This is a genomic window from Tamlana sp. s12 (assembly GCF_016767215.1).
Lineage (GTDB): Bacteria > Bacteroidota > Bacteroidia > Flavobacteriales > Flavobacteriaceae > Pseudotamlana > Pseudotamlana agarivorans.
The window spans coordinates 2,469,411-2,481,527 of record NZ_CP068547.1 but is presented as its reverse complement, the minus strand read 5'-3'; the positions used below and the strand labels follow the sequence as shown (position 1 = coordinate 2,481,527).

Genomic DNA, 12,117 nt, shown 5'->3' with positions numbered 1-12,117 from the left:
TTAGAACGGGCGTGTTTCAGTAAAACTTTCAATTTCACTTTTCATGCTCTGTAAGTAATCAATATCATCAAAACCATTTAACATGTTACCTTTTTTGTAACCATTAATATCAAATGATTCTTGTGTACCAGATGATGGTAATGTAATTGTTTGAGCCTCTAAATCGATTACCAGTTCCGTTTTAGGATCTTCGTAAACCGCTTCAAAAATTTCATTCAAAAATTCCGGAGAAATTTGAACTGGTAATACACCAATGTTCAAACAGTTATTTTTAAAGATATCTGCGAAGAAACTAGATACTACGCAACGAAATCCGTAATCATAAACCGCCCATGCAGCGTGCTCTCTTGAAGATCCAGAACCAAAGTTCTTTCCTCCTAAAAGGATTTTACCACTGTAAATAGGGTTGTTTAAAACGAAATCTTCTTTTGGTGTATCATCACCATTGTATCTCCAGTCACGGAATAAGTTATCACCAAAACCATCACGAGTTGTTGCTTTTAAAAAACGTGCTGGTATAATTTGATCAGTATCTACGTTCTCGATTGGCAATGGAACTGCAGTACTAGTTAATTTTGTAAATTTATCGTAAGCCATTTTTTCAAGTTAAAAGTGAAAAGTTAAAAGAGAAAGGTTTTAAATCCTTTACTTAAATTTCTAACTATTCATTGTTAATTATTAATTATAAAAGTTCTCTAGGATCGGTAACAACGCCAGTTACAGCAGCTGCAGCAGCCACTAAAGGACTAGCTAATAAGGTTCTTGATCCAGGACCTTGACGACCTTCAAAGTTTCTGTTTGATGTACTTACCGCATATTTCCCTGCAGGTACTTTATCATCATTCATCGCTAAACAAGCCGAACAACCTGGTTCTCTAAGTACAAATCCAGCTTCTTCAAAAATATCTAACAAACCTTCTTCTTTTATTTTGGCTTCAACAATGTGTGAACCTGGTACTAACCAAGCTGTTACATTATCAGCCTTTTTTCTTCCTTTTACAATCGATGCAAAAGCACGGAAATCTTCGATACGTCCATTAGTACAAGAACCAATAAATACGTAATCAATTTTCTTTCCAATCATTTGCTCATCTTCAGCATACCCCATGTAAGCTAAAGATTTATCGTAAGTTGCTTTACCGCCTTCAACAGAGTCAGCAGATGGGATGTTTTTAGAAATACCCATACCCATACCTGGATTCGTTCCGTAGGTAATCATAGGCTCAATATCGCTTGCATCAAAAGTATATTCTTTATCAAAAACAACACCTTCGTCAGTTTTCAAGGTTTCCCAATATTCCATGGCTTTATCCCAATCAGCTCCTTTAGGTGTCATTGGACGCCCTTTAATGTATTCGAAAGTTTTTTCATCTGGAGCAATCATACCACCACGGGCACCCATTTCAATAGATAAGTTACAAACCGTCATACGGCCTTCCATACTCATGTTTTCGAAAACATCACCAGCATACTCAACAAAATATCCAGTAGCACCAGAAGTTGTTAATTGAGAAATGATATAAAGACCAACATCTTTAGGTGTTACCCCTTTGCTTAAAGGCCCGTTTATGTTGATACGCATTTTTTTAGGCTTAGGCTGCATAATACATTGTGTAGTAAGCACCATTTCTACCTCTGAAGTACCTATACCAAAAGCAATGGCTCCAAAAGCACCATGAGTTGACGTATGTGAATCTCCACAAACAATAGTTGCTCCTGGAAGTGTAATACCATTCTCTGGTCCTACAACGTGAACAATACCATTATTTTGGTGTCCAAGTCCCCAGTGACTAATACCATATTCATTAGCGTTATTTTCTAATGTTTTTAATTGATTAGCAGATAACGGGTCTTCAACAGGTAAATGTTGGTTAATTGTAGGTGTATTATGATCCGCAACTGCAAAAGTACGCTTTGGATATAATACGGTTAAACCTCTACTCTTTAAACCAACAAAGGCCACAGGACTAGTTACTTCATGAATTAAATGACGATCGATATACAACACATCTGGACCATCTTCAATTTTTCTTACAACATGGGAATCCCACACTTTGTCAAACAATGATTTACTCATAATTTTTTTATTATAATGTATTAAAACGCCTTCAAATCGAATTGATCAAGGCATACCTAGCTTATTAAGGAATACAAATTTATGTTTTATTACAATTATTAAAAACTTAATACCTCCTTGTTATTAAATTTTTATAAAATTAACAGTGGATAAGACATAAACTGCTTTTTTTTCAACAGATTATTAAAATTGATTGCAATTTTCAATCAATTTTATTGTAACCTATCTTTAACGTATTCCACCTTTGTTTTACCGTGTGGTAAAGGCTTACCGTCGGGTCCAATATTAACCATCACTATATTTGAAATCGTAATAATGGTTTCCCTAGTCATCTTATTTCTAACTTCACAACTTAAGGTTAACGAGGCTTTTCCAAACTTCACAGGACTAATACCAATTTCAATAATATCTCCTTGTTTTGCCGAAGCTCTAAAATCAATTTCACTAATGTATTTTGTTACTACTTTAGGGTTTTCTAATTGAATGATTGTGTAAAGCGCTGCTTCTTCATCAATCCAATCGAGTAAACGGCCTCCAAATAAGGTTCCATTGGCATTTAAATCTTCTGGTTTAATCCATTTTCTTGTGTGAAAATTCATATTATATAATTAAGTATTAAAATTTATTCTTCGTTTTATTCTAAAAATCAATGGTTTATTTTTTTTAAAATCAAAGTCTGAAATCACCACGCATAGCAAGTGAATTCAAAGCTTTCCATAAAATTTTTAAAGGTAAGAAATTCTCGAATGTTAATAAACCCGTTAATAATTATAAAGTTAATTTAATATCAAGCGCTTATTTAATATCTATTTTTAAGTAAAATCTCCAAAAAATGAGCACTAGACAATCAAATCTGACCAACATTCGACCTGAGATTTTAGGCGAGACCATTAACGAAAACATGAGTACCGATGAGCGGTTTCAAAATTTAGTTCTGAGACCCATTATAAAACTACAAAATGACTTACTCGTAGAGGTTTTCAAAAATTACATCAGAAAGCACAAATCCGTTTTTCATGAATTTACTTTAGAAAAGCGCATGGCTTATATAGAAAACGCCATACAAAGAGACATGAAGCTTAGAAATTCAATGAAAGGTATGATTATCGGCCAATTTACTGTTGAAGAATTCCTCGTTTATATTGAGAATTCTTCGGCTTTAAACAAACGCATGATGAATTTTGTAAAAGAACGGTTATTAAGTCAAATTCAATTATTTGACAACCCTGAATACCTTAAAGCCGTTTAATCTATTACAGAAACACCATTTAAGTCTGTGGTTAAAACATCACTCATATAATCAAAATATGGGCGGATTATTTTAAACGCATGGCTTATATTTTCTAAAAACTGAGCATCCAAAACCTCTTTATCGCTATACTTTTTAACGAATAAAAATTGCTTTTTCTTAATTAAATCGATGGCTTTATGCGTTTTGCTAAAGCCTTTAGGTGCTGTTTTAACTTCATCACCAACAAGTTCACTCCAAACAGCTTTAAATGATTTTTCTTCAATGATGTCTCGGATTTCAGAGTCATCCATTTCAAATTCTTTTCTAATTCTTAATAGATCTTCCTTGGCAGGATCCCAAAATCCTGTAGCAATAAAACTTTCATTATTGGGTTGAATATGCAAATAGTAACCTCCCCTTAAACGAGGTTTAGCTCTGTGAAATGAACCACCAAAATGTGTTTTGTAAGGTAATTTGTTTTTAGAAAATCGTACATCACGATAAATTCTAAATATTTTTAGTTTATCAATTTCATCATGAGTATTCAGTTGATTTAAAACAGCATTATAAAACTCTTTTACTTCACCTTCTTTGGCTTTAAACTCCTTTTTATGGTCATTAAACCAATCACGGTTGTTATTTTTTTCTAATTTTTTGAAGAAGTCAAAAACAGAAGGTTGTATTACTAAACTCATAGAATTTTTATTTTTAAATCTTTTAAAAATACAAAAAGTCTCGAGTTGCTCGAGACTTTTCTAGTTTATTATACATAAAATCACCATGAATTTTTACATGGTATTTATTTGCATGTTATTATTACTGTTCTATTTCATCGACAGCATCATCCACGGCATCTTCAACATCATCTGCCGCATCTTCAAGCGCGTCACCTGTATCCTCTACAGCTTCTTCAATTTTTTCACCGGGTGTTTCTTTCTTTTCTCTACAGCTCGTAAATACAGTTGATACCGTAAATAATAAAGCTAATACTAATATTATTTTCTTCATAATTTTGAATGTTTATAGTTAATTATTGATTTTATTAAAAGTTATTCTGCTACTAGATTTTAGTCAATCCATTTCACAACAGATCTTCGAAACCACACATGATTTCAAGGCAGAATAAACTTTAATGCTTGTTACAAAATTAATTTGAACAAGATGTTTTAAAAGTTAAAACAGTTGTCATTCTGTGCTTATCACAAAATCTCATAATATGAGAATTTGAAATAAGTTCAGATAGACGTATAATCGACTTTTAAGACTTCTTATTTTTTCATCACACCTCTTAACAAAGAGAAAATAAATAGAATGATAAAAATATAAAAGAGAATTTTAGCAATTCCTGCAGAAGCTCCTGCTATTCCTCCAAAGCCTAAAACTCCAGCGATTAACGCAATGATAATAAAAGTGATGGTCCAACGTAACATAATTTTTGATTTTGATTATAGTTAAAGCTTACACTTGAGGTAAACTTACTCTAATTATTAGAGATTTGTAAATGACTAATTTAAAGCGTTATACATTAATTTGTATAGCACCTTTTTTTATACAAAATAAAGTTAGTAAAATAATCCTTACACTGAAGAACTAATTTTAGCTCATAAAAACAATTTTTAACTCATTTAGCTTAATAAAGAGAAGAAATACTCATAACAACCTAATAAACAACAACATAGGTTGAGCCTAATAATTATCCAGAACAAATAGCGTAACACTAAAATCTGGTAATTTAAGCTGAAAATTATTAAAAATGCTCAATGGCTGTTTGTGTAATTGATTTTTCGAAGAAAAATTTAAATGAAATCAATTTTATTCAGAATTAACCCTGAAGCCGGAGCAATGTATTCCATTTTTACGATACTATCAGGTAATAAACTTACACGAATATCTTCAAGAGTAAGTTTACCTTTTCCTAAATCGATAAGTGTTCCCATCATTAATCGAATTTGATTACGCATGAATCCTTTACCCCTAACACGTAAAATATAAGATTGTTCCGGAAAGTAATTGGCGGTATAGATTGTGTTTTCAACCAATTCACAAGTTAAAATTTCTCTTGTATAGATACCATTATCGGTTGGTTTGTAGCAGTACGAACGTACATAATGTTCACCTTCAAAAAGTTTCGCTCCTTCTTTCATCAATTCGATATCCAAATCATCTAAAATGGTCGTCATGATTGGTGCACAAAAAGGATGGCACTTTTCTCCGTAAGTGAATAAATATAAATACTCTTTAATTTTAGAGTTGTTAATGATATTGAACTTAGCATCAACTTCTCGAATACTCAAGGCTCGAATATCTTGAGGTAAGTTATAATTGAATAATTCAAGAAAAGCCTCCTGATCTTCAATAGGTTCCTGCAAAAACAATTCGAAAGCTGCACATTCTGCCGAAACCATGGCATCAGTACGCCCAGAACTTAAACTCTTAAAAGGTTTGCCTTCCAGGATATAATTTAGAGTTCTATCCACCATAAGGTGTAAGGTTTTCACATCTGGCTGTTTTTGCCATCCGTGAAAACGATATCCTAAATATTGTATATTAAAAACGTAGAAAAACTTTTTCAAACCTCGGAATTACTTATGTCTTCCTTTTAATTCAGCTTCAATATCTTTAAGGGTAAATCCTTTTGCTTGAAGTAACATGAGGTAGTGAAATAGTAAATCGGCAGACTCATATAAAAACAATTCATCATTGTTATCCATGGCTTCAATAACGGTTTCAACAGCCTCCTCTCCTACTTTTTGAGCGACTTTATTAATCCCTTTATCAAACAAACTGGCTACATAAGATTTTTTAGTATCCTTATTAGCAACACGCTCGGCAATCACATTTTCTAAGGTAGAAAAGAAACCATAAGACGCTTTATTTTCCTCAGCCCAACAAGTGTCTGTTCCTTTATGACAAGTTGGACCAACTGGATTTACTTGGATTAAAAGCGAATCGTTATCACAATCATTTTTTATACTCACAAGGTTTAAGAAGTTTCCACTTTCCTCACCTTTAGTCCATAAACGTTGTTTACTTCTACTAAAAAAAGTAACCTTATTCGTTTCAATGGTTTTTTGGTATGATTCTTCATTCATATACCCTAGCATCAATACTTTAGCTGTGGTTGCATCTTGAATAATCGCTGGAACGAGTCCGTTTGAGTCGTATTTAATAGTCATGATAATTTCTTTATGTGATACTGAAACATGTTCAGTATGACGACCTAAAGTCGTACTTCTATATTATTTTTTTTCAATTCTTCTTTTAACTGCGGAATTGGTATTTCGCCAAAATGAAACACACTAGCTGCTAATGCTGCATCCGATTTTCCATCTTTAAAAGTATCTATAAAATGCTGAACATTTCCTGCTCCACCTGATGCAATTATTGGAATATTTAAAGTCTCCGATAATTTAGCCAAAGCTTCATTGGCAAATCCATTTTTGGTACCATCGTGATTCATTGACGTGAATAAAATTTCACCAGCACCACGTTGTTCCACTTCCTTAGCCCATTCGAACAAATCAATTTCCGTTGGAATGCTTCCTCCTGCTAAATGCACTTTCCACTGCCCTTCTACTTGCTTGGCATCAATAGCAACTACCACACACTGACTTCCAAATTTGTTAGACAATTCATTAACTAATTCCGGTCTTTTAACCGCTGATGAATTTATAGAAACCTTATCAGCGCCGCATTGTAAAAGCGCATCGACATGTTCTACTGACGATATACCTCCACCTACGGTAAACGGAATATTAACTTGCTCGGCAACACGTAAAACCATATCTAAAGTGGTTCCTCTTCCTTCTAAAGTCGCAGCTATATCTAAAAAAACTAACTCATCAGCCCCTTGTTCGGCATATTGCTTAGCTAAAACCACTGGATCTCCAGCATCGCGCAAATCTACAAAATTCACACCTTTTACGGTACGTCCGTTTTTAATATCTAAACAAGGAACAATTCTTTTTGTTAACATTTAATATCTTTTTTTGAGTTTCCATCGAGGTGGAAATCTTTATCTTATGAATTAGATTTCCGCTTTCGCGAAATAGAAAAAACAATACTTTAAACGTATTTTTCTAATTGATGTAAGCTAATGCGGTTTTCATAAATGGCTTTTCCTACAATAACCCCTTCACAACCTAGGTCTTTTAATTTTGGTAATTCACCAATTTCTGAAATTCCACCAGAAGCGATTAATTTAACCGACTGCCCACTACTTTGACTAGAACACTCAGCTAAGATTTGTTTATACAATTCAAACGACGGACCTTCAAGCATGCCATCCTTAGAAATATCGGTGCAAATCACATACTTAATACCTTTGTTTTGATAACCTTTAATAAACGGAATAAGCTCCTCTTCACTATCTTCTTGCCAACCACTAATTGCGACTTTTCCTGCGTTACTGTCTGCTCCTAAAATAATTTTTTCACTACCGTATTTTTCTATCCACCCCTCAAAAACTTCAGGATCTTTTACAGCAATACTACCTCCGGTTATTTGTCTGGCTCCTGAATTAAAAGCAATATGTAAATCTTCATCGGATTTTAAACCACCACCAAAATCAATTTTCAATTTGGTTTTAGCAGCTATCTGTTCCAATACCTTATAATTTACAATATGCTTAGCTTTTGCGCCATCTAAATCTACAAGGTGTAGATTTTCAATGCCCGAAGCTTCAAACATTTTGGCAACTTCCAAAGGGTTTTCATTATACACTTTTTTGGTGTCGTAATCACCTTTTGTAAGACGCACACATTTTCCGTCTATGATATCTATGGCTGGTATGATTCTCATAAGTGAATTTTAAATATAAAATATTAAATATTAAAAGTTATTTACGTTGTTGATTCCGCTTTGCTGTATTAATTGAAGCAACCGTTATTGCTAATAATTCTTTTCCTTCTTTTTGAAGTTTAGATATTTCTGAGATATGCCCAGAAAGTAACTCCTCAAAAATCTCTAACCAATACACACTTTCATCGACTTCTTCTTCAACAATTTTTAGTTTATTTATAAAGTCTGCCGTAGACTTTGCTCGTTGTGCTGCGCGATAATTGGCTCCTACAGAACTTGAACTTCTGATTAATTGATTAACAAAGGCATTATATTCTCTAGATTTTGGAACCTTAAAACAAAATGACCAACAATCTAAAGCAAACTGTTTTGTACGTAGAATTAATTCGTTTTTCATTTTAAAACTTTTAATATCTAACTTTTCAAATCTAACTTTAGAAAATTCTCTAAAATTTTAGCACCTGCTGTACTGCTTTTTTCTGGATGAAATTGCACCCCATAAAAATTATTATGCTGTAAAGCTGAAGCATAGTTGATACCGTAATCTGTTTTAGCAATGGTTTCATTACAATGCTCGGCGTAATAACTATGCACAAGATACATGTATTCGTTTTCTTTAATGCCCTTAAATAAATCGGATTTCAAATCTTTTATCACATTCCAACCCATTTGTGGCACTTTAACGGTGTTAGAAAAACGTTTTACATGCGTTTGAAAAATGCCTAAACCTTTCGCGTTACCTTCTTCTGTAGATAAACACATGAGTTGCATGCCTAAGCAAATCCCTAGAACAGGTTGTTTTAAAGTTGGAATTAAAGTATCTAAACCACTTTCTTTAAGCATTTTCATAGCAGAACTTGCCTCGCCAACGCCTGGGAAAATAATTTTATCAGCTGCTAAAATCTCATCTGGATTGTTAGATAAAACAGCATCAACACCCAAACGTTTAAAAGCAAATTGTATACTTTTAATATTTCCAGCGCCGTAATTTATGATGACAACCGAAGCCTTAGAAGCCCCTTCTAGCTTCCCCGAAGGGGAAGAACTCTCACTCATGTCTTTAAACTCACTCATTGTTAATTAGCTATCTTATGAATTTTCTTTTTTTTAGAAACTTTTTAATTCCCCCTTTTGGGGGTTAGGGGTCTATAATACGCCTTTTGTACTCGGCAAAAACATTTTGTTTGCATCACGTTTTACCGCCATTTTCATGGCTTTAGCAAAAGCTTTAAAAATACCTTCAATTTTATGATGCTCGTTAACTCCCTCAGCTTTAATGTTTAAATTACATTTCGCACCGTCCGTAAACGATTTAAATAGGTGATAAAACATTTCAGTAGGCATATCCCCTATTTTTTCACGTTTAAATTCAGCATCCCATTCTAGCCAATTTCTACCTCCAAAATCAACTGCTACTTGAGCTAAACAATCATCCATTGGTAAGCAAAATCCGTAACGTTCAATGCCTAATTTATTACCTAAAGCTTTGTTGAATAATTCTCCAAAGGCAATCATAGTGTCTTCAATGGTATGATGCTCATCTACTTCTAAATCGCCATTCACTTTTATGGTTAAATCCATAGCGCCATGACGCCCAATTTGATCTAACATATGATCGAAAAAAGATAACCCCGTGCTGATATCATTTTTTCCAGAGCCATCAAGGTTTAATTTGATGTAAATCTGTGTTTCATTGGTGTTTCTTGTAATCTCAGCAACACGATCTTGCAGCTTTAAAAATTCGTAAATGGCTTTCCAATCGGTACTGGTAAGTGCAATACAATCGTTAATTTCCTTTTGAGAAGCCTCAATTTCATCGGCACCCAATTCCGGGTTTTCAGAAAGGTAAATCCCTTTAGCTCCAAGGTTTTTAGCCAATTCCATATCGGTAATACGATCTCCTAAAACAAAAGAATTTTCTAAATCATATTCCTCAGAGAAATATTTAGTCAGCAGTCCTGTTTTCGGTTTGCGTGTTTCAGCATTTTCATGCGGAAAGGTTTTATCTATATGTATATCGGTGAATACAACGCCTTCTTTTTCGAAAGCTGAAATCACTTTATTTTGAGCCGGCCAAAAGGTGTCTTCTGGAAAAGAATCGGTTCCTAAACCATCCTGATTCGTTACCATCACCAATTCGTAATCTAATTCGCTAGCAATTTTAGCCATGTATTGAAATACTTTCGGGTAAAATTCTAATTTTTCTAAACTATCAAGTTGGTAATCTACTGGTGGCTCCAAAACAAGCGTACCATCGCGGTCTATAAATAATACTTTCTTCATTTTTTTAATTTCTGCGAAGGCAGAAATCTATTTTTAATTAATAATTCTACTAAAACCCTGCATTAAATACAGAATATAAATTATGCTCTATTCCATTCATCTCTTAAGATACTATACACATAAGTGCCAGCACTGTTCCCATAAGATTGAAAATTATAATCTCTTAAAAGGCCTTCCTTAAAAGCACCAAGCTTTTCAACAGCTTTTTGCGATTTCACATTTTTAATATCAATTTTAAACTCTACGCGACGTAAGTCTAATTCATTAAAACAATAATCTAAAAGCAATTTTTTGCATGATGCATTTAAACCAGTACCTTGATATTTTTCCCCAAGCCATGTCCATCCAATCTCTAATCTTTTATTCTGAAAATTAATATTTCCAAACATCGTTAAACCAATTGGCTTGTTAGTTTTCCTTTTTATAATTATAAATGGATATAGTTCTTTATTCATTTTTGAGTTAAGACAAAAATCAAAATAATGATTTAAATCTTCCCTGTTTTTTACGCGTGCACCAAATTCGCCAAGAGCATTACTGTAACTAATTTGTTCAATACCATCAATATCATCAATTGATAATGGGCGTAATAAGAGTGATTCGTTTTCAAGAATCAACTCTGATGAGAAAAATTTTTCTAAATCCATTATCACAACTTCATATAAAAGTTTAGAGTTTACTTAAACTTTTTAATTCTTCAATCAATTTCTTATTTTCTTCAGGGGTCCCAACGGTAAACCTCAATGTGTTTTCACAACCTGGCTGAGTCGTTCTGTTTCTAATAACGATCCCTTTTTCTATGAGTTGGTTGTAGCGTTTTGTAGAATCATCAACTTTCGCTAAAACAAAATTCGCATCAGAAGGATAGATTTCAGAAACATAATCTACAGTTTTCAACGAAGCCACCAATAAATCGCGTTCTTCTAAAATCACAGAAACTTGCTTATCGGTTAAAGCCTTATTTTGAAGATGCTCAATAGCCTTGAGCTGCGTTAACTCATTAACATTGTAAGGCGGTTTAATACGATTTAAAACTGAAATAATTTCTTCGGAAGCAAAACAAAGCCCTAAACGAATCCCTGCCATACCGTAAGCTTTTGAAAGCGTTTGAGTGACAATTAAATTTGGGAATTCTGATAACTTGCTTGCCCAACTTTCTTCGTTTGAAAAATCGATGTAAGCTTCATCAATAACCACAATGCCCTTAAAGTTTTTAAGCAATTTTGAAATCGCTTCGGAAGCAAAACTATTTCCCGTAGGGTTGTTAGGCGAACAGATAAATAGTAATTTACTATGTGCATCTGCTGCATTTAAAATAGCATCTACTTTAGGCTGAAATTGGGCATCTAATTGCACTTCTTTTATAGCAACTGCATTGATATTTGCCAACACACTGTACATACCATAAGTTGGTGGTAAAGTGATGATATTATCCTGATTAGGCTCACAAAAAGCTCTAAAAATTAAATCTAAAACTTCGTCACTACCGTTACCTAAAAGCATGTTTTTAGTAGGCACATTTTTGATCTCCGACAATAACGATTTCACTGAACGTTGTTGCGGATCGGGGTAACGATTTACGCCGTTTTCATACGGATTTTCGTTAGCATCTAAAAACACCATGGCATCACTATTGCCTTGAAATTCATCCCTTGCAGACGAATACGGTTTAAGCGCCTTAATGGTTGGTCTTATTAAATCTTGAATATTCATTTTCTGTCTTAGA

Annotated in this window: 15 protein-coding genes and 1 pseudogene; 1 reads left to right on the top strand and 15 read right to left on the bottom strand. The window is 33.5% G+C overall.

Going from position 1 to position 12,117, the window contains the following annotated elements; translation table 11 throughout:
* The 3 genes from leuD to JJL45_RS10870 form a co-directional block, all read right to left on the bottom strand.
* Nucleotides 1-597, bottom strand: a complete 597-nt coding sequence (gene leuD / locus JJL45_RS10880) for a 3-isopropylmalate dehydratase small subunit (RefSeq protein ID WP_067149313.1) — start codon at nt 595-597, stop codon at nt 1-3.
* An 85-nt stretch (nt 598-682) separates the two neighbouring features.
* Nucleotides 683-2,077 (bottom strand): 3-isopropylmalate dehydratase large subunit, encoded by a 1,395-nt coding sequence (gene leuC / locus JJL45_RS10875; RefSeq protein WP_068604628.1) that lies wholly within the window; start codon nt 2,075-2,077, stop codon nt 683-685.
* 212 nt (nt 2,078-2,289) lie between these two features.
* The gene (locus JJL45_RS10870) at nt 2,290-2,676 is read right to left on the bottom strand and encodes an acyl-CoA thioesterase (protein WP_067149317.1); all 387 of its coding nucleotides are present in this window, start codon (nt 2,674-2,676) and stop codon (nt 2,290-2,292) included.
* A gap of 233 nt (nt 2,677-2,909) precedes the next feature.
* On the opposite strand from JJL45_RS10870, the gene JJL45_RS10865 reads away from it, so the two are divergent.
* On the top strand, nt 2,910-3,326 hold the full coding sequence (locus tag JJL45_RS10865) for a glyoxalase (RefSeq protein WP_068604626.1): 417 nt from the start codon (nt 2,910-2,912) through the stop codon (nt 3,324-3,326).
* Here the strand turns inward: JJL45_RS10865 and JJL45_RS10860 are convergent.
* The 12 genes and pseudogenes from JJL45_RS10860 to hisC form a co-directional block, all read right to left on the bottom strand.
* Nucleotides 3,323-4,003, bottom strand: a complete 681-nt coding sequence (locus JJL45_RS10860; RefSeq protein ID WP_068604624.1) for a DUF2461 domain-containing protein — start codon at nt 4,001-4,003, stop codon at nt 3,323-3,325. The genes JJL45_RS10865 and JJL45_RS10860 overlap by 4 nt on opposite strands.
* A gap of 121 nt (nt 4,004-4,124) precedes the next feature.
* Nucleotides 4,125-4,316 (bottom strand): hypothetical protein, encoded by a 192-nt coding sequence (locus JJL45_RS10855; RefSeq protein ID WP_068604622.1) that lies wholly within the window; start codon nt 4,314-4,316, stop codon nt 4,125-4,127.
* A 260-nt stretch (nt 4,317-4,576) separates the two neighbouring features.
* Nucleotides 4,577-4,738, bottom strand: coding sequence for a DUF1328 domain-containing protein (locus tag JJL45_RS10850; protein ID WP_068604620.1), 162 nt, complete (start codon nt 4,736-4,738; stop codon nt 4,577-4,579).
* A gap of 366 nt (nt 4,739-5,104) precedes the next feature.
* Nucleotides 5,105-5,881, bottom strand: a complete 777-nt coding sequence (locus JJL45_RS10845) for a tRNA pseudouridine synthase A (RefSeq protein WP_068604617.1) — start codon at nt 5,879-5,881, stop codon at nt 5,105-5,107.
* 9 nt (nt 5,882-5,890) lie between these two features.
* Nucleotides 5,891-6,496 (bottom strand): annotated as a pseudogene (gene hisIE, locus JJL45_RS10840) (bifunctional phosphoribosyl-AMP cyclohydrolase/phosphoribosyl-ATP diphosphatase HisIE); the annotation flags it as partial.
* 32 nt (nt 6,497-6,528) lie between these two features.
* Complete coding sequence (gene hisF / locus JJL45_RS10835; RefSeq protein ID WP_067149330.1) at nt 6,529-7,284, bottom strand: imidazole glycerol phosphate synthase subunit HisF; 756 nt, start codon at nt 7,282-7,284, stop codon at nt 6,529-6,531.
* An 89-nt stretch (nt 7,285-7,373) separates the two neighbouring features.
* Complete coding sequence (gene hisA, locus JJL45_RS10830) at nt 7,374-8,108, bottom strand: 1-(5-phosphoribosyl)-5-[(5-phosphoribosylamino)methylideneamino]imidazole-4-carboxamide isomerase (protein WP_068604612.1); 735 nt, start codon at nt 8,106-8,108, stop codon at nt 7,374-7,376.
* A gap of 37 nt (nt 8,109-8,145) precedes the next feature.
* The gene (locus JJL45_RS10825; protein WP_082935984.1) at nt 8,146-8,505 is read right to left on the bottom strand and encodes a four helix bundle protein; all 360 of its coding nucleotides are present in this window, start codon (nt 8,503-8,505) and stop codon (nt 8,146-8,148) included.
* A gap of 17 nt (nt 8,506-8,522) precedes the next feature.
* Nucleotides 8,523-9,164 carry an imidazole glycerol phosphate synthase subunit HisH gene (gene hisH, locus JJL45_RS10820; protein ID WP_068604771.1) on the bottom strand — a complete coding sequence of 214 codons (642 nt, stop codon included), beginning with the start codon at nt 9,162-9,164 and terminating at the stop codon, nt 8,523-8,525.
* A gap of 90 nt (nt 9,165-9,254) precedes the next feature.
* Entirely contained in the window at nt 9,255-10,391 is a 1,137-nt protein-coding gene (gene hisB / locus JJL45_RS10815; protein WP_068604608.1) for a bifunctional histidinol-phosphatase/imidazoleglycerol-phosphate dehydratase HisB, read from the bottom strand.
* 80 nt (nt 10,392-10,471) lie between these two features.
* The gene (locus JJL45_RS10810) at nt 10,472-11,038 is read right to left on the bottom strand and encodes a GNAT family N-acetyltransferase (protein ID WP_068604607.1); all 567 of its coding nucleotides are present in this window, start codon (nt 11,036-11,038) and stop codon (nt 10,472-10,474) included.
* A 22-nt stretch (nt 11,039-11,060) separates the two neighbouring features.
* Complete coding sequence (gene hisC, locus JJL45_RS10805; protein ID WP_068604604.1) at nt 11,061-12,104, bottom strand: histidinol-phosphate transaminase; 1,044 nt, start codon at nt 12,102-12,104, stop codon at nt 11,061-11,063.
* Between the last annotated feature and the right edge of the window lie 13 nt (nt 12,105-12,117).